Raw genomic sequence first — 25,162 nt, forward strand, 5'->3', positions numbered from 1 at the left:
ATCGGGCAATCCCTGGCAAGGTGGGCCCATGGTTGATCGGGGAGCGAGCGCCCTGTCTCTCCCGGACGACTGGCCCGCCCACCCGGATCCGATCCTGGCGCTCAACCGCATGGGCAGCTTCGACTGGGACCTGGACAACAGTCTGTTCCATATGGACGCCCAGGCCCACGAGGTCTTCGACCTGCGCCCCGAGGAATTCGACGGCAACCCGGCGTCCCTCGCGATCCGGGTGCCGCCGCCGGAGGCCTTCCGGCTCGACGGCATGGTCTCCAAGGCCCTGAAGGACGGCAGCGAAAACTACGGCGCCTACTTCCGTATCCGCTGCCGCGACGGCACCCTGCGCTGGACCCACACCCAGGGCTACATCCGACGTGACGAGACCGGCCGCCCCCGCCGCATCATCGGCATCGTCCGGGACGCCACCGACGAACTCGCCGAGAGCGAGGAGCGGGGCGAACAGTCGGCCGAGGACGAGGCACGTCGCCAGCAGACCAGCGTCGTCCAGCTCACCACGGCAGCCCTCGCCCATGCCCGCACCGTGCAGGACGTCATCGACGTCCTCAAGGACACCCACGGCATCGCCCACCTCGGCGCCACCAGCATGGTCATGGGCCTGGTCGAGGCCGGCCGCATCCGGCTGGTCGCCGAGGGCCCGGCGGGCAGCTTCGTACCCGGAACCATGATCACCCGGATCGACGAGCAGTACCCGATGAGCGAGGTCGTCCGCACCCTCGGTCCGCGCTTCATCGAGTCGCCTGAGGAGTTCGCCGAGAGCTACCCCATCCTCTGGCCGCACATCACCGACCTGCACATCACCTCCGCCGCCTATATGCCGCTGATCGCCCAGGCCCGGCCGATCGGCGCCATCGGCCTGCTCTACAGCGACCGCGACGGCTTCTCCACCGAGGACCGCAACGTGCTCGTCGCCCTCGGCAGCAGCATCGCGCAGAGCCTCCAGCGGGCCATGCTCTACGAGCAGGAGAAGGACCTCGCCACCGGCCTCCAGCAGGCCATGCTGCCCCGCACCATCCCCAGCGTCCCCGGCGCCGACGTCGCGGTGCGCTACCGCGCGGCCGGCGCCGCCGGCTCCCTGGGCCGGGACATCGGCGGCGACTGGTACGACCTCATCCCGCTGCCCGGCGGCCGGGTCGGCGCCGTCATCGGCGACGTCCAGGGCCATGACACCCACGCCGCCGCCGTCATGGGCCAGTTGCGCATCGTCCTGCGCGCCTACGCCGCCGAGGGGCACACCCCGGCCACGGTGATGGCCCGCGCCTCCGTCTTCCTGCACGAGCTGGACACCGACCGCTTCGCCACCTGCCTGTACGCGGAGGCCGACCTGTCCACCGGCGTCGTACAGGTCGTCCGGGCCGGGCACATCGACCCGCTGATCCGCGAACCCGGCGGCGCCTGCCGTCGCGTCCCGGTCGAGGGCGGGCTGCCGCTCGGCCTGTCCGCCGAGTTCGGGCAGCTGGAGTACCCGGTCAGCACCATCGAGCTGGATTCCGACCACACCCTGCTGCTGTGCACCGACGGCCTGGTCGAACAGCCCGGCGCCGACCTGGACGACGGCATGCAGGCCCTCACCGCGCTCATCGCCACCGGCCCGCACGACGTCTGGGACCTCGCCGACAGCCTCATCGACGTCGCCGAGGAACGCGGCGGCGACGACGACGTGGCCCTGCTTCTGCTGCGCCGCCGCGTCCTGGACGCCCCACAGGCCGGTGGCCGACTCCAGCAGCACGTCGCGCCCGGCGACCCCGAGGCCCTCACCGGTGCCAGGCACATGATCCGCGCCGCGGTACGCGCCTGGAGCGCCGGCGACCGGGCCGACGAGATCGAGCTGGTCGCCGACGAGCTGATCACCAACGCCCTGATGCACACCGAGGGATCCGCCATCGTGACCCTGCGCGTGCTCGCCGGGTCCGAGCGCCGGCTGCGCGTCGAGGTCGAGGACTCCTCCAGCGCCCTGCCCCGCCGCCGCGAGGCCGGGGAGTCGGGGGTCTCCGGCCGCGGACTGCTCCTGGTCGACCTGCTCACCGATGTGTGGGGCGTGGAGGCCCGGGGCGGCGGCAAGGCGGTGTGGTGCGAGTTCGTGGTGCCGGAACGGCCCTGACGGAGCGGTACGCCGGCCCCCGCGCGGGTGTCCGCCCCGCCTGGCGTTGTCAGTCCCGGGTGGCACTCTGGAGCTATGCCGGAACTTCCCGAGGTCGAAGCGCTCAAGGACTTCCTGGCCGAGCACCTGGTCGGCCACGAGATCGTCCGTGTGCTGCCCCTCGCGATCAGCGTCCTCAAGACCTACGACCCGCCGGTCACCGCCCTGGAGGGCCATGAGGTCAGCGCCGTGCACCGCTTCGGCAAGTTCCTCGACCTCGAGACCGCCGGCGGCCCGCACCTCGTCACCCACCTGGCGCGCGCGGGCTGGCTCCACTGGAAGGACGAGCTCCCCAGCGGCATGCCCCGCCCCGGCAAGGGCCCGCTCGCGCTGCGGGTCGCCCTGGAGACCGGCGCCGGCTTCGACCTCACCGAGGCGGGCACGCAGAAGCGGCTCGCGGTGTACCTGGTCCAGGACCCGCAGCAGGTCCCGGGCGTGGCCCGGCTCGGCCCGGACCCGCTCGCCGACGACTTCGACGAGGCGCGCTTTTCGGCCCTGCTGAAGGATGAGCGCCGCCAGATCAAGGGCGCCCTCCGCGACCAGAGTCTCATCGCCGGGGTGGGCAACGCCTACAGCGACGAGATCCTGCACGCGGCGAGGACGTCCCCGTTCAAGCTGGCGTCGTCACTGACACCCGAGGAGACGACGAGACTGTACGAGGCCCTGCGGACGACGCTGACCGAGGCGGTGGAGCGCTCGCGCGGGCTGGCGGCCGGGCGCCTGAAGGCGGAGAAGAAGAGCGGCCTGCGCGTGCACGGCCGTACCGGCGAGGCGTGTCCGGTGTGCGGTGACACCATCCGCGAGGTCTCCTTCAGCGACTCCTCCCTCCAGTACTGCCCGACGTGCCAGACGGGCGGCAAGCCCCTGGCCGACCGGAGGCTGTCGCGGCTGCTCAAATAGGCCGGGATCGCTCGGACAACGAGCCGGTCCTCACCAGTAGTTGCGGGCCACGAGGTAGGTGACACCCAGCAGCGCGGCCAGGATCAGGACGGGGACGGCCAGGTACTTCGCCGTGAGAGCCACGGTCGTGGTGAGACCTCTCGCCGCGTTCGTGTAGCGCTCCTGCCGGGCCTTGGCCTCGTGCCGCGCCAGAGCGCTGAGGGCGAGCGCGACTGCCGCCGTGATCAGGGAGATGACGAGGGGCGTGATCATTCCCCGCGCGGCGACGAAATCCTCCAACTCCGCCCCCGGTCCCGCCCGGCCCCTTTCCAGCGCGGCTTCCACCGCGTCGACGACTGCCAGGATCAGCGTGATCACCGAGGCCGCCGCCGTCGCCAGCGCGGCCGTGGCGAGACCGGGTGCGAGGCGCGACCTGGACGGCGCAGGTTGCTGTGGGCAGGGCGCAGGCTGCTGTGGGGAGGGCGCAGGTTCCTGTGCGGACGGCTCAGGCTGCGGCGAAGGGGCGGCGACGGCCGGTTGCGGCTCGGTGGCGGGCGGCGCCTCGGGCGGCCTCGGCGGAGGCGACGGAATCGTGACCTGAGTGCGCGTCCGGTCGGCCGGTGCGACCCGTGTGCCGGCCTCTCGACCTCGCTGTTCCTCGGTCCCGTGACGCTGCCCTTCGGTCTTGTCACGCTGCCCTTCGGCCTCGGTCCGTTCGCGCTGGTCCTCCGCCTCGGCCCGATCCGGCTCCCGCTCCTGTTGCTCGACCTCGTCCCGCGACGCCACCTCGGCCTCGACCCGGATCACGGCGTCGTCGGTGATCCCCTTCAGCACGATCTCGCCGCTGAGACGCCCCTCGGCCGTCGAGGTGTCGACGCTGACGTCCAGACGGTCGGCGGACTCCGAGACCCTGATCCACGGCTCCGTGGTCCTGGGTACGCATACGCGGGCCAGGGGCAGACCGCCGAGGGTCACGCTCTGTTGCGGCTCGGGTGAGCGCCGGGGCAGCCTGCCGAAGTCCAGGTGCACGGTGGAGGGCTGAAGGCGCACCTCGCGCAGGGCGGCCGAGGCGGCGTCGGCGACCTGGCGGATGTCGTTGCGCGCCATGTCCTCCAGGGCCAGCCGCGCCCCTTCGGCCCGGGGCAGGGTCTCGCTCTCCAGCCGGAGGCGCAGCTCCGCGACGGCCCCGAGGCGGGTGAAGTGGTTCTTGCTGTTGAGCGCGGTCCGCCAGGACGCCGGCAGCTCCTCGGGCACGATGCAGATGCGCCGGCGAGTGCTGTGCGCCAGATGCAGCTCACCCTGCATCTCCACCGTCTTGCCAGGCGTCTGATGGGGGTTCTGCTCCCGGACCTGGTCGTAGACGTAGTCGTACAGGTCGTCCAGGGAGACCTCGCCGTCGGCGTCGAGATCCGCCTCGCCGGTCTCCAGGCCCCGCACCACCGCGCCGGTGAACACCGACGGCCGTGGATCGGCGTTCTCGGTGAGGTCGCCGCCCTCCACGGCGTACTCCATGGAACTCGACGCGGTGATGACGGCCCAGCCCCGGCCGCCGGCCGGTTTCTCCGCCGTGAACGAGTCGAGGACGTCGACCTCCCCGGTGGCGCGGACACCGGACGAGCCCCGGGAGAAGGCCCCGCCGTAGCAGCAGTCGAGGAACAGCACGGTGCTGCCCGCCCGGCTGCGGGACATGCACCGGCGGACGAACTGGGCCGGGACCGCCGTGGCCTCCAGCAGCAGGGGCTCGGTGTCGCTGGCGGCGAAGTACAGCTCACCGGACTCGCTCTTGATCCCGTGGCAGGAGAAGTGCAGCACCAGGGTGTCGTCGCGTCGGCGGTCGGCGAAGAAGTGCTCGACCCGCCGGCGCAGCACATGGGCGGGCTGGTTGCGCACCACGTCGACCTCGAAGTCGCCGATCTGGGGATCGTGCAGGACCGTGGCGAGCGCGGAGGCGTCGTGCCCGGGCGCCTTCAGCTTCTTCAGTGCCCGGTCGTCGTAATGGTCGTTGGCAATGATCAGCGCATGCCGGGTGTCCGTCATGGCTGGGCCTCCGACGGGGCATGGCGCTGGACGAAGAGCGCGAACGCCTGCGCGACCTGCTCGTCCGACGCCTCGGAGATCTCCAGGACGTCGTCGCCCATGGTCACTTTCAGGGTGGGACGTCCGGTCCGGAACCGGCCGAGCCAGTCGCGCAGGACCGTCATCACCTGGTTGAGGGCCGTGACGGAGGCACCGAGGCTGACCAGCAGGGCGCCGATCTGCGCGACATCCACGACGCGTGCGCCGGGCGGTGCCGGCGGACCGGGTGCGGCACGCACGTCGTCCACATCGAGCCGGCGCAGCTCCTCGCGCAGATAACGGGTCAGATCCTCCAGGCGCTCGGCATCCGCCCCCTCTTCCCTGACGAGAATGTGCAATGTGCTGTCCACCGGGTCAGCCCCCTAGTTGTGTGTCCGTAGGGGCGGCGCAGAGTCGGACCTTCGGTGGTGGCTCCACGTCATCATCTCCAGTTTGTGCTGCTCACAGCGGCGTGGCAACTCCGTTGACGTCGCCCACCTCCTGACGGAATTTCACGGTTCAACCAGGCGCGGCGCGGGTCTGATTTGCGTGCCGGCGTCGGCGGGCGGAAGCTGGAAGCATCCTCTCGGCTCGTCCTTGCCGTGCCTCGCGCCATCTCGTTGCGAAGGGAAAGCCGGCATGAACGCGCAAGCCGCGCAGGAGACGCGCGTACCTCCGTATTGCGCCCAACCCCCGCAGAAGCAGCCCGTGTTGCGCCCGGGCCTCAGCCCGCATCGCGCCCGGGCGATCCAGCTGGTCCACGCGAAGTGGGTCAACGGCACCGTCCTGCACTACACCTTCCTCGACGAGGGCGGAGACGTCGGAGGAGGGGAGCAGCTGGAGGAGGTGCGCAACGGCTTCCAGAAGTGGAAGGACCTGGGGATCGGCCTGGAGTTCGAGGAAGTGGGTGACCGGGCCGAGTCCGAGATCCGCATCGTCTTCGACACCCGGGAGGGCTCCGCGTCCTACGTCGGCACCGAGGCCCTCGACATCGGCACCGACGAACCCACCATGTTCTTCGGCTGGAAGCTGAACAGCAGATCCGGCAGGGCCACGGCGCTCCATGAGATCGGGCACGCGATCGGCTTCGCGCACGAGCACCAGAACCCGTTCGCCGGCATCGTCTGGGACGAGGAGGAGGTCTACGAGGAGCTCGGACGGCCGCCCAACGAGTGGCCGCGCGAGGTCACGTTCCACAACATCCTGCGCAAGCTCTCCCGCAACGAGGTCACCGGCTCCACCTGGGACCCCGAGTCGATCATGGAGTACGGCTTCCCCGCCGGGCTGATCCTGAAGCCGCAGGAGTACCGCGACGGCATCCCCGAGCCGCTCGTCCTGTCCGCCCACGACAAGGAGAACGTCCTGCGGTGGTACCCGGCGATCAGCGCCCGCCCCGCGCGGATCGAGCCTTTCCGGTCGACGCCGCTGAGCCTGTCCTCCGGAGGACAGGCGGACTTCGAGATCGATCCGCCGGAGACCCGCGACTACAAGATCGGCACCTTCGGCTCGACCGATGTCGTGCTCGTGCTGTTCGAGGAACGCGACGGCGAGCTGCGCTACGTCTCCGCCGTGGACGACAGCGGCGAGGACGGCAACGGCACCCTGTCGGTCAAGCTGGTGAAGGGGCGCCGGTATGTGGCACGGGCCCGGCTGTACTCGTCCTGGGGCAGCGGCGGCGCGGCGCTCATGTACTGGTGAGGGAGGCGCTCGAGCGCCGGCCGGGAGCGCGCCGACGTGCAGGTGAGGAGGGGACGGACCGCCGTCACCGGGGTTGCAGCGTCACCAGGTGTTCCCCGCCCGACGTCCGCACCTCATAGCGCGCGATCTCGTCGGTGTGCATCGCCGAGGCGCCCCTCATGGTGTTTTCGCGGGCGTCGTGGTCGGCGGCGTGCCAGCTGGTCACGGTCTCCTCCGAGCCGTCCCGGCCGATCGCGATCAGATGACAGGCCCGCGGCCCCGCACCGTCCTTCACCTTCAGCCGGACCTGGCTGCCGTAGGCCTCGTCCTCGGTGCTGACCTGCGCCCACACACCCGAGCGGGCATCGGTCGCCTGGACCACCTGGGCGGTGCCCTCCTCACCGCTCGCCATGATCGCGGCCGTGGGCCCGGCGAACGCGATGACCACCGAGGCGGCCACCGCGTACAGCGTGCGCCGGCGCTGGGCGCGCCTGCGGGACGCCACCGAGTCCAGCAGCCGGTTCAGCAGCTGGGGACCCGGCTGGGTCATGGGGTGCACGAACCGGGGCGTGGCCCGCCGGTACAGCATCAACTGGCGGGTGATGGGCCCGAACTCGGTCACGTGTGCCGCGCACTGCGGGCACTCCATGAGGTGGTCCTCGAAGCGGAACGCCTCCGCCTCGTTCAGCACGCCGAGCGCGTACGCGGCGACGTCGCGATGCCTCTCCAGGGACCTCATGCCGAATCCTCGTGCCGTTGGGTGCGGGGTGGGTTACTCCTTGCACCCACTGGTACGCACCAGACAGTCGAATCACTCAAGACACGTACCGAATCGCAACCAAAGGATTCGGAGCCGTCGGGGCCGAGGATTGGTCCGAGTCGAGAAGAACTCAAAAAAGGTGGATGGCGAGGTGCCCGAGCGGCAGACCGAGCTGCCACGCCGGCGTCCACACCTTCGGCCCCTCGTCCTCACCGCCGGGCGCACCACCGCCCGGCACCGCGTTCAGATCGGGTGCGAGCAGCTCGGTCTCCTCCAGCCAGCGCCATGCCGCCTCCGCCAGCTCCAGATCGGGTGCGGGCCCGCCCGCCTCGCCCGCCGCCACCGCGAGCCCGGCCATGCGCTCGCGCACCCAGTCCTGCCACGGCATGTCGTAGGCCGTCAGCGACAGCCAGGTCTCCAGCTGGGTGACGACCCGGATGCCGGAGAGCTCGCCGTCGGTGTCGGACAGGAAGATGGTCAGCGCCAGGGCGTCGCGCCCGGCGCGGAACTCGAAGGACGTCGGCGGCATGAGATCGCCGGTGCGCAGCAGCTCGTCGGCGATGTACTCGGCGTACAACCACGCCATGGGGACGGTCAGTTCACCGCCGCCGGTGCCGTCCGTGCTCTCTTGACCTCTGTGCAGCATCCCTTCCTGCCTTCCTCCGGTGAGTGCGTCGCCCGATCCGGGCCCATGGGCCCTTCGGCCCGATCCGGAACACGGATGAGGACAGCCGATTACTCAACCGGTGTCCTCAGCAAGGCGCTTTACGGAGGTTTGACTCAGCCATTGGTTTCACCGCAGGTCGGCCGCGTATCCCGGAAGCACCCTGCGCAGGGCGCGCAGCGCATAGTAAGCGCGGGACTTCACGGTACCGGGCGGAATGCCGAGGGTTTTCGCGGCTTCCGCAACACTCGCCTCTTGGAAGTACACGAGCACCAGGACTTCACGGTGCTCGGGAGTGAGTGTCTTCACAGCCTCGCGCACATCGAGCATCTCCGCGGCCCGCTCGGCATGGTCACCGATCACGCGGGCGTTCTCCAGGATCGCGTCCCCGACCTCCGCGGGCCGCGCCTGCCGGGCCCGCCGCGCGTCGATCGCGAGCCGCCGGCCGACGGTCATGAGCCAGGGGCGTACGGATTCGAAGCCGGCCGCGCGCAGCGCCTCGGGGTGCTGCCAGGCGCGCACCAGCGTCTCCTGCACGAGGTCCTCGGCGCGCTGTCGGTCGCCGTCGCAGAGCCGGAGCAGGAGCGCGAAGAGGGGCCGGCCGTGCTCGCGCTGGAGAGCGGCGAGCTCGTGCTCGGCGGTAGTCGTCGCGTCGGTGAGGGTGGTTCCGGCCGTCATGGCCGTATGGCATCGCAGGCGGCTGTCGTGGGACAGGCCATGGACACGGGTCTGCGGCGGACGGTCGATCGCGTCGACGAACGGTTCGACGAACGGTCCGTTCCGTCTGTGGCGGTGGGGTGAACGACACCGTTCCGCCCTGAGGGCAGTGCGCGGACGGGCTAACAGAAGTGGCCGGATTGTTTGCGAGCAAGTCCAGATTCATACCTATTGGTGGGTAAATAAGACCACCCGGGGTGAGTTGATGATTGCACGCAGTCGACTTGCGGCCCTCGCTCTGACGGCCGCCCTCGCCGCAGGCGCCGCCTGCCAGGCCAACCAGAACAGTCCGGGAAACCCGGGCGCCTCCGCCGACCCCCGCGGCTTCACGCTCGTCGCCTCCGGCGACATCCTCCCGCACACCTCGGTCATCGACCGTGCGCGATTCGACGCGGGCGGCTCCGGCTACGACTTCCGCCCGATGCTGGCCGGCGTGAAACCCGTGGTCTCCCGCGCCGATCTGGCGCTGTGTCACATGGAGACGGTCTACGGCGCGGAGGGCGAGTACACCGGCTACCCCACCTTCAAGTCCCCGCCGGAGGTGGCCCGAGCCGTCGCCGCCACCGGCTACGACGGCTGCTCCACCGCCTCCAACCACAGCCTCGACGACGGCGCCGCCGGCATCCTGCGCACCCTGAACGCCCTCGACAAGGCGCGCGTACGGCACGCGGGAACGGCCCGCACCGAGGGTGAGTCCCGTGCCGTGACGGTGCTGCGCGCGGGCCGGGCCAAGGTGGCGCATCTCGCGTACACCTACGGCGTCAACGGCTTCCCGATGCCGGCGGGCCAGCCCTGGGCGGTCAACCTCATCGACGAGGACAAGATCGTGGCCGACGCCCGCGCCGCCCGGAAAGGGGGCGCCGACGTGGTCGTCGTCTCACTGCACTGGGGCACCGAATGGCAGGACGAGCCCGACGACCAGCAGTTGACCCTGGCCCGCTCGCTCACCGGCTCCCGCAGCGGCGAGCGCCCCGACATCGACCTGATCCTCGGCACCCACGCCCATGTGCCGCAGGCGTACGAGAAGGTCAACGGCACCTGGGTGATCTACGGCATGGGCGACCAGGTCGCCGGCGCGATGTACAACCACCAGGGCGTGCAGGATCCGCGCGGCAACCAGTCCACCCTCGGCCGCTTCACCTTCGCCCCGCCCGAGCGGGCGGGTGAGCGCTGGGAGGTGACCCGGGCCGAGTTCATCCCCCAGCTGTTCGACATCGACGCCGGCCGCGTCCTCGACCTCAACCGTGCGATCGCCAAGGGCGCGGAACTGACCGGCGTGCGGGACCGGATCCGGGACGTGGTGCTCAGCCGGGGCGCGGCGGAGGACGGGCTGGTGATGGGGGAGTAGTCCCGCGGGCCGGGTCAGCCGAGGTCGACGTGGTCGAAGGTCCGCACCATCTCGGTCAGCACCCGCACGCACGCCCGCACCTCGGCGTCGGTCAGCCCGCCGCCGACCTGCCGGTTGAGGGTGTGCTCACGGGCGAGTACGGCCGTGATGGTCGCCCGGCCGGCCTCGGTGAGCCGGATCAGCGACGAGCGCTGATGTGCCGGGTTGGGGATGGTCTCCACCCAGCCCCGGCCGGCCGCGTCGTTGACCATGCGCTGCACGAACTGCCGGCTCAGCGCCTGGGCGCGGCCCATCTGGGGCACGGTCATGGGCCCGTTCTGGCGCAGCAGGTTGAGGACGGCTCGTACTCCGGCGGACGCCCCCTCGACGGCTTCGCCCAGCTCCACCTTGCGCGCCGCGGTCCGGTAGAGGGGGCCCACCAGGTCGAACACCTCGGTGAGGCGTCGGCCGAGTTCGTCGGGCGGCAGTGGCTTCTCGGTGTCGGTCACCGGCCCATCATGACACCTGGGTTGCCAAAATAGGCTCGAAGATGACACCTTGGTTGTCATGACGACCATCGAAGTGAACTTCTTCGCATCGGCCGACGGGGACCTGGCCTACCGCGACCTCGGCACCGGCGACCCCGTGGTGCTGCTGCACTCCGGCTACGCCGACCACCGTGTCTTCGAAGACCAGATGGCGGCCCTCGCCGCCCACCACCGGGTGATCGCGCCCGACGTGCGCGGCCACGGCTTCTCCGCCAACGCGAGCCGCCCGTTCCGCTGGGCCGACGACCTCGCCGACCTGCTGCGCCACCTCGACATCGGCCCCGCGGCCCTGGTCGGCCTGTGCATGGGCGCGGCGGTGGCGACCGACACCGCGCTGGAGCATCCCGAACTGGTGCGCGCACTGGTCGTCTGCGGAGCCGGCGCCAGCGAGTTCGAATTCACCGACCCGCACACCCTGGAGCACATCGCCGAGGGGGCCCGGCTGCTGGGCGCCGCGGACGTGGCCGGATGGCTCGACCACTTCGCCCGCGGCGTGGCGGGCCCGCACCGCGCGGTGGAGGAGGTGGATCCCGCAGTCCTGCGCCGACTGCGCGAGATGGTCGCTCACACCCTCGCCAAGCACTCGCCGGGAGAGAAGGACTGGCACGTGCCCCTGACGGACACCTGGTCGCGCCTGCCGAAGATCGACGTCCCCGTGCTCGCCCTCCACGGCGCGCTCGACGCCCCCGACAGCATCGCGATGGCCGAACGCGTCGCCCGTACCGTGCCGGACGGGCGCTCGGTCACCATCGACGGCGTGGGGCACTACCCGAACATGGAGAAGCCGGCGGAGTTCAACGAGATCGTGCTGGACTTCCTGCGCACCCTCTGACACACAGCCGGTACGGCTCTCGACGCGGCTGCCGAGACGCTTGAGCGACGCCGGCCCCCTCCGGGGCGCCGGCGGCCCCGGCCACCGAGCAGTGCCCCGCGACGCCGCAGCCCTACCGGAGCGCTGAGCCCTGTAGCGCTACGGCACCACAGTCACCGGCCACCGCCCCGCCTTCACCAACCGCACCGCCACCGACCCCACGATCCGGTGCCCCGCCTGTTCCGAGGCGCCCACCACCACGGCGTCCGCCTTGAGGTCGTCCGCCGCCTTCACCAGGCCGTTGTAGGGGTCGCCGGGGAAGGTGTGGAACTCCCAGCGCACATCGAATATCCCCTTGACCCGTTCGGTCGCCTCCCGGATCTGCGCGATCAGATCCTCGGCGATCTCATCGGTCGTCTCCGCGACCGGCACCCCGAGGGCGGCGCCCGCCGCCAGCACCGGCTGCACGTACACGACGGCCAGCAGGGCACGCTGCCGTCGGGCCAGACCTCCGGCGTAGGCCGCCGCGCGCAGCGAGGAATCGGAGCCGTCCACCCCGACCACGATGACCTTGGGCCCGTCCGTGCCCCGCTCGAACCGGTGCGAGTGCTGTTCCGTCACGGCACGGAGGCTATCGGAAGCCGCAGGTCCCGCCGCCGGGCAGGGCGCTCGACGGGCGCGAAGGCCGGGGGGTTCCTACAGTCGGAACATGAGTGCCACCGTGGAGGCCGCCCCGGCGAAGGACACCACGGGCCGGATACGGCCGCCCGGGAAGGGCCTGCTCAGCAAGGTGCCGCAGGGGTTCGCGACCTTCTTCGCCGCCCTCGGACTGTTCTGTGTGCTGCTGGCCCTGATCCCGCCGCTGCGCACCGCGCTCGCCCCGGTCGTGCGCGCCCTCGACCAGATCATCGTCCCGGTGAGCGCCAACCTGGCCTACGCCGTCTTCCTCTTCCTGCTCGCCGCAGCGACAGCGGCCCGCAAGAAGGTCGCGTGGTGGCTGGTCGTCATCTATCTGGCCCTGCTGGTCCTGAGCGACATCATCGGCACGGTCGTCGGCGACTACGCCGACTCCGTCGCGTCCCTGATCGTCTGCGCCCTCGCGCTGGCCCTGCTCATCGTCGCCCGCAAGGAGTTCTACGCCGCCTCCCGCCGCGCCGCCGTACGCCGCGCCCTCGGCGTCCTCGTCCTCGGACTCGTCATCGGCATCCTGATCGGCTGGGGGCTGGTCGAGCTGTTCCCCGGCACCCTTCCGCAGAGCCAGCGGCTGCTCTGGGCCGCCGACCGGGTCTGCGGCGGCCTCGTCTCCGGCACCACCTACGACGGACGGCCGCCCCGCCCCCTGTACTTCGTGCTCGGCCTGTTCGGTGCGCTAGCCCTCCTCAACGCCGCCGCGACCCTCTTCCGCTCACAGCGCATGGAGGCCGCCCTGCACGACGACGAGGAGACCCGCATCCGCGCCCTCCTCAGGGCGTACGGCACCCAGGACTCCCTCGGCTACTTCGCCACCCGGCGCGACAAGGCCGCCGTCTTCTCACCCAGCGGCAAGGCCGCCGTCACCTACCGCGTCGAGGCCGGTGTCTGCCTCGCCAGCGGTGACCCGGTGGGCGACCGGGAGGCATGGCCGCACGCCATCGCCGCCTGGCTCGAACTGGCCCGCCGCTACGCCTGGGCGCCCGCCGCCATGGGCGCCTCCGAGGACGGGGCCACCGCCTACGCCCGCGCCGGACTCGGCGCCCTACAGCTCGGTGACGAGGCGGTCCTGCGGGTAACGGACTTCGACCTCGACGGCCGCGACATGCGGGTGACCCGGCAGGCCGTCCACCGCGTGCGCCGCACCGGCGCCCACTGCCGCATCCGCCGTCACTCCACCCTCAGCGAGGCGGAGATGGAGGAGATCACCGGCAAGGCCGACGCCTGGCGGGACACCGAGACCGAACGCGGCTTCTCCATGGCCCTGGACCGCCTCGGCGACCTCGCCGACGGCGACTGCCTCCTCGTGGAGGCCCTCGACGAGGACGGCGAGCTGATCGCGCTGCTCTCCTTCGTGCCCTGGGGCCGGGAGGGCGTCTCCCTGGACCTGATGCGCCGTGATCGACGCCGCGCCCCCAACGGCGTCATGGAGTTCATGGTCGCCGAACTGTGCGCCGCCGCACCGAAGCTCGGCATCCGCAGGATCTCCCTGAACTTCGCCGTGTTCCGCTCGGTCTTCGAGGAGGGTGCCCGCATCGGCGCCGGACCCGTGCTGCGACTGTGGCGGCGGCTTCTGCTGTTCCTCTCCAGATGGTGGCAACTGGAGGCCCTCTACCGCTCCAACGCCAAGTACCAGCCGCAGTGGTACCCCCGCTTCATCTGCTACGGCGAGGCCGCCTCCCTCGCCCGCATCGGCCTCGCCTCCGCCATCGCCGAGGGCTTCGTCTCCGTGCCGTCGCTGCGCAAACTCCGCAGAAAAGGGCACCCGAGGAACGGGCCACGCCCCGCCACCACCCAGGGACTGCCCTCGCTGGCGGCGCTCGGCCTCGAAGGAGGGGACGAGGCCGGGGCCGCCGGGCCGGATGCGGGCCTGCCCGAACAGGTCCGCATCCGGCACCGCACCCTCGACCGGCTGCGCGCGTCCGGCCTCGACCCCTACCCGGTCGGCATCCCGGCCCGCACCCATGCGCTGGCCGACGTCCGGACCGGCGACCAGGTCACCGTCGCCGGCCGCATGATGCTCGTACGCGACTTCGGCGGCATCGTCTTCGTCGTACTGCGCGACTGGTCCGGCGATCACCAACTCGCGCTCACCCGCAAGGACTCCGGCGCCGCGCTGGACCGCTTCACCGCCGACAGCGACATCGGCGACCTCATCTCCGCCACCGGCCTGGCGGGCGTCAGCGACAAAGGCGAACCCACCGTCTTCGTCACCTCCTGGCAGCTCATCGGCAAGTGCCTGCGCCCGCTGCCCGACAAACGCCGCGGCCTCGCCGACCCCGAGGCCAAGGTCCGCATGCGCTATCTCGACCTGGTCTCCAGCCCCGCCGCACGCGACGTCGTCCGCGCCCGCTCCACCGCCGTCCAGGCCCTGCGCCAGGGACTGCTGGAGCGCGGCTACCTCGAAGTCGAGACGCCGGTGCTCCAGCAGATCCACGGCGGTGCCAACGCCCGCCCCTTCACCACCCACATCAACGCCTACGACCTCGACCTCTATCTGCGCATCGCCCCCGAGCTGTACCTCAAGCGGCTGTGCGTCGGCGGAGTGGAGAAGGTCTTCGAGATGGGCCGTACCTTCCGCAACGAGGGCGTCGACTACAAGCACAACCCCGAGTTCACCATTCTGGAGGCCTACCAGGCGTACGCCGACTACGACGTGATGCTCGACCTCGTCCGCGAACTGATCCAGGGCTGCGCGACCGCTGCGTTCGGCTCGCAGATCGCCCGCAAGGACGGCAAGGAGTACGACATCTCCGGGCAGTGGCCGGTCAAGACGGTGTACGGCGCCATCTCCGAGGTGCTGGGGGAGGAGATCGACCCCGACACCGAACTGCTCCGGCTGCACCGGCACTGCGACCGCGTGGGCGTGCCCTACACCGCCGACGACGGCCACGGCGACGTGGTCCTCGAGATGTACGAGCGGCTCGTCGAGGAGAAGACCGAGCTGCCCACCTTCTACAAGGACTTCCCCACCGACGTCTCCCCGCTCACCCGCCAGCACCGCAGGGACCCGCGGCTCGCGGAACGCTGGGACCTCGTCGCCTTCGGCACCGAACTCGGCACCGCCTACTCCGAGCTCACCGACCCCGTCGAACAGCGCCGCCGGCTCACCGCCCAGTCCCTCCTCGCCGCGGGCGGCGACCCCGAGGCGATGGAGCTCGACGAGGAGTTCCTCGACGCCCTCGAGTACGCCATGCCACCCACCGGCGGACTCGGCATCGGCGTCGACCGGCTGGTCATGTTCCTCACCGGTCTGACCATCCGCGAGACCCTGCCGTTCCCACTGGTCCGGCGCCGCTGACACGCCTTCGCCGGGCCCGCCACCGGAGCTGGGCCGGTCGGGCGTTTTCCTGCCGCCGTCCCAGTGCCGCCGGGGTGGGTCCACCGTTCCCCGGGCGACTGATGATGCATGACGAAGGATCAGTCGCTCACACGTGCGCTCACGCGACGCCGCGCGCTGCTCGCCGGTGCCGCCGCCGTCGGAGCCGCCGGCACCGCCGGAGTGTTCACGACGATCGCGGGCGAGGAGCCGATCCGGCCCGCCGCTCCGGCCGCCCCCGCCGCGGGCCCGCAGGCACGCCGGGCGCTCAAGCCGTCCGCCTACCGGCTCCAGCCCCTGACGGGATACGGGCCGCCCCGTACGGCACACCACCGCGCCCTGGTGCGGCGCCGGCCGTTCCTGCGCGTGTCCGGACGCGGTCGCACCATGGTGCTGACCTTCGACGACGGACCGGACGCCCGCTACACCCCGTACATCCTGGACACCCTGCGCGAGTACGACGTGCGCGCCATGTTCTTCGTGTGCGGCGAGATGGTCGCCGACAACCGGGACCTTCTGGCGCGCATGGCCGACGAGGGCCATGTCGTCGGCAACCACACCTGGTCCCATCCGCTGCTCACCCGGCTCAGCCGCGCCCGGATCCGCGCGGAGATGGAGCGCACCAGCGACATCGTCGAAGAGACGTACGGCGACCGCCCCGTCTGGTTCCGCGCCCCCTACGGCGCCTGGAACCGCGCCACCTTCCAACTCGGCGCCGAACTCGGCATGGAACCCCTGGCCTGGACCGTCGACACCCTCGACTGGACCGCCCCGGGCACCCGCACGATCGTCGACCGGGTCGAGCGGGGCGCCGCCCCCGGCGTCGTGGTGCTCTCGCACGACGCCGGGGGCGACCGCTCCCAGAGCGTCCGGGCGCTGCGTTCCTATCTGCCGCAGCTGCTGGACGCCGGATATTTCGTCACCGTTCCCGAGCGGCACTGACGGGCCGGCTTACACCGGGCCGGCTTTCACCGGCCCGGTGCGGAACTCTCAGCGGACCTCGACCAGGCCGGCGAAAGCGACGACATTCCCGTCATAGCCGTTCTGCTGCGAGAAACCGCCGCCACAGGTGATGACCCGCAATTCGGCGTTCCCCTTCGACGCATAGACCCGGTCGCCCGGGAAGTCGTTCTTCTCGAACACCTCGACGCCGTAGATCTCGAAAACGGCCGTCTTTCCGTCCTGCCGGACGATTTCGACACGGTTCCCCTGCTTCAGGGAACCAAGACCGTAGAAGACGGCCGGGCCCTGGGCGTTGTCGACATGGCCGACCACCACCGCGGTGCCCTTCTCGCCGGGCGTCACGGAACCGGTGAACCAGCCCGCGAGGTTCGGGTCCTCCGGCGGCGGCGCGCCGATCCAGCCGTCCACGTCCAGGCCGACCGGGATCATCGGTGCGTCGACCTGGATCCCCGGAATCCTGACCCGTTGCGGCATGGAGTACGGCAACGGCCGTGCGGCGGCGTAGACACCGCCCGGCACCCGGGTGTCCGCGGCGGCGGCCGAGGCGGGCTGCGGCGGTCCCGTGTCGAACTCCCCCGAGCCATTGCGAATGAGGGCGAGACCGGTCAGCAGAACAAGCGCTATCACACCCCAAGGAGCGTGCTTCTTCCGCCGCTCCTCCTCTTCGGCCTGCTCGGACCCATACATTCCAATTCCCCTCTCGACATGGCCGTCGCCACGTCAATCGCGCATACGAAAACGCTAAGTCCCGCACGCGGAACCGGCGACGGGGCGGATGCGAACGGGTGGCCCCCACCTGAGCCGGTGCGCCATCCGAGTTGCCACCGGCAGGAAAATTCTGACGGTCCGTGACCTGCGGCAATATCGGATTGTGGGCTCATCGGTCGGCGTGTCCTCTCACCAGGACGGACCATCGCCGAAATGCGGCCTCGCGCAGGGCATCTGAGGGTCTTTCTGGGAGGTGCTTTCTCGCCGATCGACCGGGGACGGTTCCCGGGGCGCCTTCCGCGGAGGATCACATGCGTACTACTCGTGCCCTGGCGACCGCTGCCACCGCGGTCGCCGCTCTCGGTCTCGCCGCCCCGGCGGCGACAGCGCGGGACGGCATGCCCGTCGGCCCGAGCAACATCGTCGCCCTGCCCAGCGTCATCGCGCGCGGCGGGCAACTCACCATCACCGTCGACGGCTGCCCGAAGGGCGGCACAGCCACCTCGGACGCGTTCCGCCCCACCCGGCTCAGCCCGGTCCACGGCAGCACGTCCAAGGGCACGGCGACGATCGACAACCGCGCGCGGCCGGGTGCGCACAGCATCACGGTCCACTGCGACGGCGCCGGCCGGCCCCTGACGCACCCCAACGCCTTCACCGTCATCGGCGGTGTCCAGGGCGGCATCGGCGGCAGCACCTCGACGGGTGCGACGCCGACCGACATGGCCATCGGAGCCGGGCTCATCGCCGTGGCCCTGGTCGGTGGCGGTGTGTTCTGGATGCGGCGGCGCGCGGAGAAGCGGATCTGAGCGCCAGGCCTTCCGACACGCCGGCCCTTGAGAGACGGACAGGTCGCACGTTCATCACATGCCTTCGCCCCGGCCCCCTTGAGAGGGGATCCGGGGCGAAGGCATGTCCGGGGCGGCGCCGGGGTCAGCCGGCGTCCTCGCCTTCGCGGCGCCGGGAGAGGTGGTGGGCCGTCCCCAGCGCGGCGGCGATGAGGCCGGCGCCGAGGCCGATCTGCTTCAGGTTCAGGTCGGCCAGACTGCCGCCCTCGCCCGCCTGCACACCGTGCTGCCGGTAGTCGGGCACCGGGCGGACATGCCGGCCGCCGGCGATGGTGAGGTCGACGTCCTGCCAGAACGTGCCGCAGTGGAACGACACTTCGTACACGGCACCCGGCTTGGCGTCCCAGTCGACCTTGGCCCTGGCCGTCGTGTACCCCCGGGGAATGATGATCGTGTCGAAGACGCCCGACGACACGCTCACGCTCTTCTCACAGCCGGTGGCGCGCAGCGTGACCTCCCCGCCGGGCGCGACGGTGGAGGGCAGGACACGGACTCGGAAAGCCTCGGACTCGCCGTTCGCCTGGGCGGCGGGGGCGGTCATGACGAGGGCGCCGACGCCCAGCAGTGCGGCCGAAGCAACGCGTATCGCGCGCATGGTGTTTCCTCCGGGTCCCGAGGAGCAGCTGCGGACCTTGTTCCGCTTGTGCCGGAAATGCACCTCGATGCTCCGAACGCTAGGAAGACCCGCACACCCGCGCGATCGGTGTCGTACGAATGGGTCAGGTGTGTGGGCCGCTCAGGGGACGCCGTTCCCGCGACCGGGGGACGGCGACGGTGTGGCGGCCCGCGCGTCGGGCGCCGCCCCGCCTCGCGCCCCCCGGTGCCGCGTCGGGCGCACGCCTGTCAGTCCTTGAGGTCCGGGAAGAGGTCCAGGAACGGCTCCGCCGATGCCGTGACACCACGGCTGTACGGCGCGTCGAAGTCCCAGATGAGGAAGAGCAGGAAGGCGATCAGCGCCGAGAACAGTCCGGCGAGGACCAGTTCGCGGGGCGTGCGCCGGATCTGGAGGGCGAAGATCATGCCGATGGTGACGACGCCGCCCGCGATCAGCCCGAACCACACCACGCCCGGCATGGTCTCCCCGGTCGAGCTCGCCCGGGCGTTGCGCGCCTGGTCGGCGGCGGTCACCTGGTCCACCAACGGCTGGTAGACCTGCGCCTCGAAGTCCGTCCTCGGCTCGTAGTCGGTGACGTCCTCGCGCAGGCGCTGAAGGAGCTGCGCGCCGCGCTCGGTGACCCGGCCGTCCTCCGACATCGCCTTCCACTCGGTGGTGACGACGTGTCCGACATAGGCGTTGACATCGTCCCGAATACGGTCGCGGATCTCGGGCGGATAGACACGGACGCGTTCCGAGACCTCGTGCAGCGCCACAGCCTCCGCCCGCACATGGTCCTCGGCCGCGCTGCGCCCCTCCCACACACCGGCGATGGCCAGGCCCAGGACGATCGCGTACACCACACCGATCCACATCGTCATGTACTCGATGACGTCAGGGGTCTCGGAGGGATCCTCGTCCTCGGGAGCGGTGCGGTGCCGGACGAGGGTGATGATGACCACCACGGCGCAGGCGGCCAGCATCGCGAGGGTGAGAACAAGCCATTCCGGCAACGGAAGCCTCCAGGGTCAGCGCGGACGCAGTGCGGCGACGGCGGCGATCGCCGGGGCCGCGATGAGCAGGACGAAGGTGAGCGGCGACGGGGCGTCGTGCGCCTGGCGCCGGTGCGGGGCGGCGCGATAGGGCGGGTAGTGCACAGGCGTCGCGGTCGGACTCGGTGTGGGCTCGACCGACGGCTTCGGCGCGGGGGCGGCCGGGGCGGGCGGTGGCGCCGGCGGGGGCGGCGGTGTCGGCCGCGGGCGGGGCGGTGCGGGCCGCGGGGCCGGTGTCGCCGGGGGTGGCGGAGGCGGGGGCGAGGGTGGCTCGGGCTTCGGGGTGGTCGTGGGTTTCGGCGGTGGTGGTGGCGTGGGCGCGGGGTCCGGCGTGGGCGTCGGCTCCGGAGTCGGGGTGGGTGTCGGCGTAGGTGTCGGCGTGGGCGTCGGCACCGGGCACTGCGGGGGAGTGGGCCAGGTGCGGCTGCCGGCGATCGCCACCGCCTGCGCGCCGTCCGGGCCGGTGTCGGCGTACGCGCAGGCGTCGGCCACCGCCACGCCGGCCGGTGCCGCGACCAGCAGCCAGGTCAGCGTCACCACCGTCAACACCCTTGCCGTCAGGGTGGATTGGGTCGGTTCGAGTGCATGCACGACGAAGATCTTGAGGCCGGTGTGTGCTCGCTCGCGCCGAAGATCGGGTGGATTGCCCCGAACGGGCGACGGAAGGCCCCCGAAAGGTTTGCCCGGCGGGCGCGCGCCTGACGCGCGAAGTACACACCTGTGCGACGCTACGTGCGGTGTTTCATCCCCGTGAGACGGCTTTCGGAAAGAAATTTGTGCGCCGATTGAACACGGACCGGTCTCCCATGCGTACCCATTGTCGTGCGGCGGCGCAGCAGGGCGCTGCAACACCCTTGTGAGTTTGGGGAGTTGACGATGAAGACCTCGTGGCGGAGCGCCTCGCTCGTGGTGAGCGCCGTGGCGGTGCTGGCGCTGACGACGGCCTGTGGGCAGGAAACCGCCCCGCCGGCGAGCAGCCAGAACGTGGGTGCCACGGCCCCGGCCGGTGGCTACGCGAGCGCCGGCACCGGCCTCGGCAACGGCACCGGGACCGGCGCCGGCGCCGCAGGTCAGGAGAGCGCCGGCAAGCAGGGCGCCAAGCCCGGTGAGCTGTCCGTCTCCACCAACCAGGAACTCGGCAAGGTGCTGACCGACAGCGCCGGACTGACCCTCTACCGCTTCGACAAGGACACCGCGGAGCCGCCCAAGTCCAGCTGTGACGGCGACTGCGCGAAGAAGTGGCCGCCGGTCCCCGCCGACGACGTCACCGCCGGCGCCGGCATCGACGACGAGCTGCTCGGCTCGGTCACCCGGTCCGACGGCTCCAAGCAGTTGACCATCGACGGCTGGCCCGCCTACCGCTTCGCCAAGGACACCAACGCCGGCGATGTCAACGGCCAGGGTGTGGGCGGCACTTGGTACGCGCTCGCCCCCGACGGCAAGAAGGCCAAGGACGGCGCGGGGGCGGCCGGACAGCCCGGTCTGTCCACCCGCAAGGACCCCAAGCTCGGCGAGATCGTCATCGACAAGAACGGCATGACGGTCTACCGCTTCATGAAGGACTCGCCCTGGCCGATGAAGACGGCGTGCACCGGCGAGTGCCTGGAGAAGTGGCCGGTCATCGAGCCGGTCGACGCCGAGGACACAGAGGGCATCGATCTCAAGGGGTCCGGTCCCCGGGGTCAGGGCTATGTCGTCTTCGACCGGCCCGACGGACTGAAGCAGCAGACCATCGACTGCGTACCGATCTACACCTTCGCGGGCGACAAGAAGCCCGGCGACACCAACGGTCAGGGCGTGGGCGGCACTTGGTACGCCATCCGCCCCGACGGCAAGCCGGTCGGCGCGTCGGAGAAGTAGAGATCACACCTCCCCAGGGTTGATCGCCTCACCCCATCGATCACTGACCGCGGAAGAGGGACGCGACACAGCGAGTGCCGGACGAACGGACGGCGCGCCCGACCCACCGGTCCGCTCCCTGCCACTCCAAGAGCAGGGGGCGGACCGGTTTGCCGTCATTCACCGGTATTCTTCGCCCTCTTTCACGATGCTTCCGAACTCCGTGGAAGACTCCGGATGCTTTTCACGCAGGGTGCACGGGGCATCAATACGGCACGTGCCGCTGGCAGTGACCGGGAACGGATGGTCAATTTCCGTTTCCGCTCGCTCCTTTGGCGGGCGATCAGTAGCCTCTGCTCGAACACCGGATCGCCTGAGTCTTGGAGAGATACATGGAGCGTCCCGCCTGGGCCCCACGGGGCATCGACATCTCGGTGCCCAGTGTCTCGCGGATCTACGACTACTACCTGGGCGGTTCGCACAACTTCGAGGTCGACCGGGAAGCGGCCCGCAAGGCCATGGAGTTCATGCCGGGGCTGCCCAAGATCATGCAGGCCAACCGGGCGTTCATGCGCCGCGCCGTGCGTTTCGCGACCGACGAGGGCATCACCCAGTTCCTGGACATAGGCTCCGGCATCCCCACCTTCGGCAACGTCCACGAGGTGGCCCAGCGGGCCAGTCCCGACGCCCACGTGGTCTACGTCGACCACGACCCGGTCGCCGTCGCACACAGCCAGGCCGTCCTGGCGGGCGACGACCGCACCGACGTCGTCGCCGCGGACCTGCGCAAGCCCAAGGAGATCCTGACCAGTTCCCAGGTCGAGCGCCTCATCGACCTGAACCGGCCAGTGGCGTTGCTGCTCGTTGCCATACTTCACTTCGTGGAGGACGAGGACGACCCGTATGCGGCGGTGGCCGAACTGCGTGACGCGCTCGCGCCCGGCAGCATGCTCGTGCTCACGCATGCCTCGTACGAGGGAATCCCGCTGCCCGAGGAGCGGGCCAAGGGCACGGTCGACGTATACAAGGACATTCGCAACCCGCTGATCATGCGCTCGCGCGAGAAGATCGCGCGGTTCTTCGAGGGGTACAGCATGGTGGAACCCGGACTGGTGCCGATGCCGCTCTGGCGGCCGGACACCGCACCGGAGGACGAGGACCCGTATGCCTTCTCCGGTTTCGCCGGCGTGGGGCGTACGGCGTGAGCGCGGGGCCGGACGGGCCGGAGGACAGACTGCGCCGGTTCGCGACGATCTGGAGCCGGGCCGTCTTCCCGGTGACCTCGACGTCGTCGACCCGGCCGGAGTTCGAGGAGCAACTGCTGCCGCTGGCCCGGCGGTTGAGCGAGGCGCTCAGGGCGAGGACGTTCGCGCCGGACGCGGGCAGGGCGGTCGGCGCCGCGCTGGTCGCCGCGCACTGCACCGACCCCGAGGCGCTGAGCCGCTCGCTGGACTGCGTGGACGCCTATCTGGTCCTCTACTGCGGTGCGGACGGCGACCAGGAGGACATGCGCGCACGATCGGCACGGCTCCAGCACGCCATGGCCGCCGGGTACGCCCTGGCGCTGCGCGAGCGGACGCTGGCCGAGCAGGAGGCGATCTCCAGCGCGGCCCTGAAGGCGCAGGGCGTGGTGGCGCAGGCGCTGCACGCCACCGAGGCCCGCTTCCGCGCGGTCTTCGAGGGAGCCGCCATAGGAATCGGCATCGCCGACCTCGACGGCAACATACTGCAGGTCAACGGCGCGTTGCTGCGTATGTTCGGCGTCTCGGAACAGGCGATCCGCAGCCGTAACGTCAAGGACTGGACCCACCCCGAGGACGCCCCGCAGACCTGGAAGCTCTACGACGAACTCGTGACCGGCGAGCGCGAGCACTACCACGTCGAGAAGGCCTTCTACCGCCCGGACGGAACGGTCCTGTGGACCAACCTCACGGTCTCCCTGCTGCGCGACGCCGACGGCGAACCGCAGTACCAGCTGGCCTTGATGGAGGACACCACCGAGCGGCGACTGCTCAATCTGCGGCTGCGCTACGAGGCCACGCACGACGCCCTCACGGGCCTGCCCAACCGTACGTTCTTCTTCGAACGCTTGGAGAAGGCGCTGGGCGCCGGAGAAGGACAGCGGTTCGGCCTGTGCTATCTCGACCTGGACGGCTTCAAGACCGTCAACGACAGCCTCGGCCACGCGGCCGGCGACCGGCTGCTCGTCGAGGTCGCCGACCGCCTCCAGTCCTGCGCCACCGCCCCCGGCGAGATGGTCGCGCGGCTCGGCGGCGACGAGTTCGTGGCGCTGACCACCGGCCCCGACACCGAGCGCGAGGTCGACGAGCTGGCCGCCCGGATCATGAACGCGCTGGTCGCGCCGATCAGCGTCGACGGCCGTGAGCTGACGGTGCGCGGCAGCATCGGCATCGTCGAGGGGCCGGCCGGGGAGCGCGGCCCGGCGGAGGTGCTGCGCAGCGCCGACATCACGATGTACCGGGCCAAGTCGGCGGGCGGCAACCGGTTCGAACTGGCCGACCCGGAGGCCGACGCCCGCGCCATCACCCGGCACGGGCTGACCACCGCGCTGCCGACCGCGCTGGACCGGGGCGAGTTCTTCATCGAGTACCAGCCGCTGGTGCACCTCGGCGACGGCAGTGTGCGCGGCGCGGAGGCCCTGGTTCGCTGGCTGCATCCGCAGCACGGCATCCTCGGCCCGGACCGGTTCATCCCGCTCGCCGAGCACACCGGCCTCATCGTGCCGCTCGGCCGCTGGGTGCTGGAGCAGTCGGTGCGTCAGGCACGCGAATGGCGAGAACGTCACGACGACGCCGGTCCGTTCCGCATCAACGTCAACCTCTCGCCGTGCCAGCTCACTCATCCCGGGCTGGTCCAGGACACCGTCGACATCCTGGAGCGCGCGGGCATGGCACCGGACGCCCTCTGCCTGGAGGTCACGGAGTCGGCCCTGATCGGAGCCGACGACGCCCTGCTCAAGCCGCTTCGCCGACTGGCCGAGATGGGCGTCGACATCGCCCTGGACGACTTCGGCACCGGCTACTCCAACCTCGCCAACCTGCGCCGCCTGCCGGTGAGCGTGCTCAAGCTGGACCGCTCCTTCACCCAGAGCATGCAGCGCTTTCCGGCCGACCCCGTCGACCTGAAGATCGTCGAGGGGATCGTCTCCCTCGCCCACAGCCTGAACCTCGCGGTGACGGTGGAGGGCGTGGAGACCGGTGCCCAGGCCGAACAGCTGCGGATACTGGGCTGCGACACGGCCCAGGGCTGGTACTACGCCCGCCCGGGCCCACCGGAGCGGCTGCTCGAACTGGCGCTGGTGGACGCGACGGGCTGACCCGCGCGGCCCGTACGTACGTAGGACCGCGGCCGGGCTCCCGTACGGCACGCACGGGACGGCCGCCGCCGACGCCCCGTGTCACACGTCCGCCCCGGCCCGGCGCCCGGCGCCGGGTCCCAGCGCCGGGTCCCAGCGCCAGGCGGGCAGCGCCGGGAGGGGCGCCCGTGACGTAGTGTGAACTCTGCCGGGGGCGGCACAGCATCGCATGGCGGTCG

Annotated in this window: 22 protein-coding genes; 11 read left to right on the forward strand and 11 right to left on the reverse strand. The window is 71.0% G+C overall.

All coding sequences use genetic code 11. From position 1 onward, the window contains the following. Window positions 1–28 precede the first annotated feature (28 nt). On the forward strand, window positions 29–2,116 hold the full coding sequence (locus ACHBTE_RS26555; RefSeq protein ID WP_394726620.1) for a SpoIIE family protein phosphatase: 2,088 nt from the start codon (window positions 29–31) through the stop codon (window positions 2,114–2,116). 75 nt (window positions 2,117–2,191) lie between these two features. Further along, window positions 2,192–3,055: an Fpg/Nei family DNA glycosylase gene (locus tag ACHBTE_RS26560; protein WP_394726621.1), complete on the forward strand. Its 864-nt coding sequence runs from the start codon at window positions 2,192–2,194 to the stop codon at window positions 3,053–3,055. Between the two features lie 30 nt (window positions 3,056–3,085). On the opposite strand, the gene ACHBTE_RS26565 is transcribed toward ACHBTE_RS26560, so the two are convergent. Next, a complete protein-coding gene (locus ACHBTE_RS26565) occupies window positions 3,086–5,071 on the reverse strand; it encodes a caspase family protein (RefSeq protein WP_394726623.1) in 1,986 nt (661 codons plus the stop codon). Continuing rightward, on the reverse strand, window positions 5,068–5,460 hold the full coding sequence (locus tag ACHBTE_RS26570) for a hypothetical protein (protein ID WP_394726624.1): 393 nt from the start codon (window positions 5,458–5,460) through the stop codon (window positions 5,068–5,070). The genes ACHBTE_RS26565 and ACHBTE_RS26570 overlap by 4 nt, the downstream gene beginning before the upstream one ends. A 268-nt stretch (window positions 5,461–5,728) precedes the next feature. On the opposite strand from ACHBTE_RS26570, the gene ACHBTE_RS26575 reads away from it, so the two are divergent. Beyond that, a complete protein-coding gene (locus ACHBTE_RS26575) occupies window positions 5,729–6,787 on the forward strand; it encodes a M12 family metallopeptidase (RefSeq protein WP_394726625.1) in 1,059 nt (352 codons plus the stop codon). Window positions 6,788–6,851: 64 nt separating this feature from the next. Here the strand turns inward: ACHBTE_RS26575 and ACHBTE_RS26580 are convergent, their stop codons facing one another. The 3 genes from ACHBTE_RS26580 to ACHBTE_RS26590 form a co-directional block, all read right to left on the reverse strand. Further along, window positions 6,852–7,505, reverse strand: a complete 654-nt coding sequence (locus ACHBTE_RS26580; protein WP_394726626.1) for a zf-HC2 domain-containing protein — start codon at window positions 7,503–7,505, stop codon at window positions 6,852–6,854. Between the two features lie 151 nt (window positions 7,506–7,656). Next, complete coding sequence (locus tag ACHBTE_RS26585) at window positions 7,657–8,172, reverse strand: hypothetical protein (RefSeq protein WP_394726627.1); 516 nt, start codon at window positions 8,170–8,172, stop codon at window positions 7,657–7,659. Window positions 8,173–8,319: 147 nt separating this feature from the next. Then, complete coding sequence (locus ACHBTE_RS26590) at window positions 8,320–8,868, reverse strand: sigma-70 family RNA polymerase sigma factor (protein ID WP_394726628.1); 549 nt, start codon at window positions 8,866–8,868, stop codon at window positions 8,320–8,322. A gap of 244 nt (window positions 8,869–9,112) precedes the next feature. Here ACHBTE_RS26590 and ACHBTE_RS26595 point away from each other — a divergent pair, with 244 nt between their 5' ends. Next, on the forward strand, window positions 9,113–10,255 hold the full coding sequence (locus tag ACHBTE_RS26595) for a CapA family protein (RefSeq protein WP_394726629.1): 1,143 nt from the start codon (window positions 9,113–9,115) through the stop codon (window positions 10,253–10,255). A 14-nt stretch (window positions 10,256–10,269) separates the two neighbouring features. Here the strand turns inward: ACHBTE_RS26595 and ACHBTE_RS26600 are convergent, their stop codons facing one another. Next, window positions 10,270–10,743 carry a MarR family winged helix-turn-helix transcriptional regulator gene (locus ACHBTE_RS26600; protein ID WP_394726630.1) on the reverse strand — a complete coding sequence of 158 codons (474 nt, stop codon included), beginning with the start codon at window positions 10,741–10,743 and terminating at the stop codon, window positions 10,270–10,272. Window positions 10,744–10,801: 58 nt separating this feature from the next. On the opposite strand from ACHBTE_RS26600, the gene ACHBTE_RS26605 reads away from it, so the two are divergent. Next, window positions 10,802–11,614: an alpha/beta fold hydrolase gene (locus ACHBTE_RS26605; RefSeq protein WP_394726631.1), complete on the forward strand. Its 813-nt coding sequence runs from the start codon at window positions 10,802–10,804 to the stop codon at window positions 11,612–11,614. A 138-nt stretch (window positions 11,615–11,752) separates the two neighbouring features. Here the strand turns inward: ACHBTE_RS26605 and ACHBTE_RS26610 are convergent, their stop codons facing one another. Further along, entirely contained in the window at window positions 11,753–12,214 is a 462-nt protein-coding gene (locus ACHBTE_RS26610; protein ID WP_394726632.1) for a universal stress protein, read from the reverse strand. 88 nt (window positions 12,215–12,302) lie between these two features. Here ACHBTE_RS26610 and lysX point away from each other — a divergent pair, with 88 nt between their 5' ends. Next, complete coding sequence (gene lysX, locus ACHBTE_RS26615; RefSeq protein ID WP_394726633.1) at window positions 12,303–15,584, forward strand: bifunctional lysylphosphatidylglycerol synthetase/lysine--tRNA ligase LysX; 3,282 nt, start codon at window positions 12,303–12,305, stop codon at window positions 15,582–15,584. A 108-nt stretch (window positions 15,585–15,692) separates the two neighbouring features. Beyond that, on the forward strand, window positions 15,693–16,544 hold the full coding sequence (locus ACHBTE_RS26620) for a polysaccharide deacetylase family protein (protein ID WP_394726634.1): 852 nt from the start codon (window positions 15,693–15,695) through the stop codon (window positions 16,542–16,544). Window positions 16,545–16,592: 48 nt separating this feature from the next. Here ACHBTE_RS26620 and ACHBTE_RS26625 read toward each other — a convergent pair whose 3' ends face one another. Further along, the gene (locus ACHBTE_RS26625) at window positions 16,593–17,252 is read right to left on the reverse strand and encodes a class F sortase (RefSeq protein WP_394726635.1); all 660 of its coding nucleotides are present in this window, start codon (window positions 17,250–17,252) and stop codon (window positions 16,593–16,595) included. A gap of 332 nt (window positions 17,253–17,584) precedes the next feature. Between ACHBTE_RS26625 and ACHBTE_RS26630 the strand changes: the two genes are divergently transcribed. After that, window positions 17,585–18,082 (forward strand): hypothetical protein, encoded by a 498-nt coding sequence (locus tag ACHBTE_RS26630; RefSeq protein WP_394726636.1) that lies wholly within the window; start codon window positions 17,585–17,587, stop codon window positions 18,080–18,082. A 124-nt stretch (window positions 18,083–18,206) separates the two neighbouring features. Here ACHBTE_RS26630 and ACHBTE_RS26635 read toward each other — a convergent pair whose 3' ends face one another. From ACHBTE_RS26635 to ACHBTE_RS26645, 3 genes are all read right to left on the reverse strand, one after another. Beyond that, window positions 18,207–18,716, reverse strand: coding sequence for a hypothetical protein (locus ACHBTE_RS26635; protein ID WP_394726637.1), 510 nt, complete (start codon window positions 18,714–18,716; stop codon window positions 18,207–18,209). A gap of 248 nt (window positions 18,717–18,964) precedes the next feature. After that, entirely contained in the window at window positions 18,965–19,729 is a 765-nt protein-coding gene (locus ACHBTE_RS26640) for a hypothetical protein (protein WP_394726638.1), read from the reverse strand. A gap of 15 nt (window positions 19,730–19,744) precedes the next feature. Then, complete coding sequence (locus ACHBTE_RS26645; RefSeq protein ID WP_394726639.1) at window positions 19,745–20,308, reverse strand: hypothetical protein; 564 nt, start codon at window positions 20,306–20,308, stop codon at window positions 19,745–19,747. A gap of 336 nt (window positions 20,309–20,644) precedes the next feature. Between ACHBTE_RS26645 and ACHBTE_RS26650 the strand changes: the two genes are divergently transcribed. The 3 genes from ACHBTE_RS26650 to ACHBTE_RS26660 all read left to right on the forward strand — a co-directional run bounded on the left by ACHBTE_RS26650 (window position 20,645) and on the right by ACHBTE_RS26660 (window position 24,944). Continuing rightward, a complete protein-coding gene (locus ACHBTE_RS26650; RefSeq protein ID WP_394726640.1) occupies window positions 20,645–21,628 on the forward strand; it encodes an SCO0930 family lipoprotein in 984 nt (327 codons plus the stop codon). A gap of 371 nt (window positions 21,629–21,999) precedes the next feature. After that, window positions 22,000–22,812: an SAM-dependent methyltransferase gene (locus ACHBTE_RS26655; RefSeq protein WP_394726641.1), complete on the forward strand. Its 813-nt coding sequence runs from the start codon at window positions 22,000–22,002 to the stop codon at window positions 22,810–22,812. Beyond that, the gene (locus tag ACHBTE_RS26660) at window positions 22,809–24,944 is read left to right on the forward strand and encodes a putative bifunctional diguanylate cyclase/phosphodiesterase (RefSeq protein WP_394726642.1); all 2,136 of its coding nucleotides are present in this window, start codon (window positions 22,809–22,811) and stop codon (window positions 24,942–24,944) included. The genes ACHBTE_RS26655 and ACHBTE_RS26660 overlap by 4 nt, the downstream gene beginning before the upstream one ends. Window positions 24,945–25,162: the final 218 nt, after the last annotated feature.

Source organism: Streptomyces sp. M41, assembly GCF_043673425.1.
Classification (GTDB): domain Bacteria; phylum Actinomycetota; class Actinomycetes; order Streptomycetales; family Streptomycetaceae; genus Streptomyces.

What these genes read in the sequence shown, in the direction of transcription:
- ACHBTE_RS26555 (WP_394726620.1), top strand. Translation starts at nt 29, where the DNA reads ATGGTTGATCGGGGAGCGAGCGCCCTGTCTCTCCCGGACGACTGGCCC.
- ACHBTE_RS26560 (WP_394726621.1), top strand. Translation starts at nt 2,192, where the DNA reads ATGCCGGAACTTCCCGAGGTCGAAGCGCTCAAGGACTTCCTGGCCGAG.
- ACHBTE_RS26565 (WP_394726623.1), bottom strand. Translation starts at nt 5,071, where the DNA reads ATGACGGACACCCGGCATGCGCTGATCATTGCCAACGACCATTACGAC.
- ACHBTE_RS26575 (WP_394726625.1), top strand. Translation starts at nt 5,729, where the DNA reads ATGAACGCGCAAGCCGCGCAGGAGACGCGCGTACCTCCGTATTGCGCC.
- ACHBTE_RS26580 (WP_394726626.1), bottom strand. Translation starts at nt 7,505, where the DNA reads ATGAGGTCCCTGGAGAGGCATCGCGACGTCGCCGCGTACGCGCTCGGC.
- ACHBTE_RS26585 (WP_394726627.1), bottom strand. Translation starts at nt 8,172, where the DNA reads ATGCTGCACAGAGGTCAAGAGAGCACGGACGGCACCGGCGGCGGTGAA.
- ACHBTE_RS26590 (WP_394726628.1), bottom strand. Translation starts at nt 8,868, where the DNA reads ATGACGGCCGGAACCACCCTCACCGACGCGACGACTACCGCCGAGCAC.
- ACHBTE_RS26595 (WP_394726629.1), top strand. Translation starts at nt 9,113, where the DNA reads ATGATTGCACGCAGTCGACTTGCGGCCCTCGCTCTGACGGCCGCCCTC.
- ACHBTE_RS26605 (WP_394726631.1), top strand. Translation starts at nt 10,802, where the DNA reads ATGACGACCATCGAAGTGAACTTCTTCGCATCGGCCGACGGGGACCTG.
- lysX (WP_394726633.1), top strand. Translation starts at nt 12,303, where the DNA reads ATGAGTGCCACCGTGGAGGCCGCCCCGGCGAAGGACACCACGGGCCGG.
- ACHBTE_RS26620 (WP_394726634.1), top strand. Translation starts at nt 15,693, where the DNA reads ATGACGAAGGATCAGTCGCTCACACGTGCGCTCACGCGACGCCGCGCG.
- ACHBTE_RS26625 (WP_394726635.1), bottom strand. Translation starts at nt 17,252, where the DNA reads ATGTATGGGTCCGAGCAGGCCGAAGAGGAGGAGCGGCGGAAGAAGCAC.
- ACHBTE_RS26630 (WP_394726636.1), top strand. Translation starts at nt 17,585, where the DNA reads ATGCGTACTACTCGTGCCCTGGCGACCGCTGCCACCGCGGTCGCCGCT.
- ACHBTE_RS26635 (WP_394726637.1), bottom strand. Translation starts at nt 18,716, where the DNA reads ATGCGCGCGATACGCGTTGCTTCGGCCGCACTGCTGGGCGTCGGCGCC.
- ACHBTE_RS26650 (WP_394726640.1), top strand. Translation starts at nt 20,645, where the DNA reads ATGAAGACCTCGTGGCGGAGCGCCTCGCTCGTGGTGAGCGCCGTGGCG.
- ACHBTE_RS26655 (WP_394726641.1), top strand. Translation starts at nt 22,000, where the DNA reads ATGGAGCGTCCCGCCTGGGCCCCACGGGGCATCGACATCTCGGTGCCC.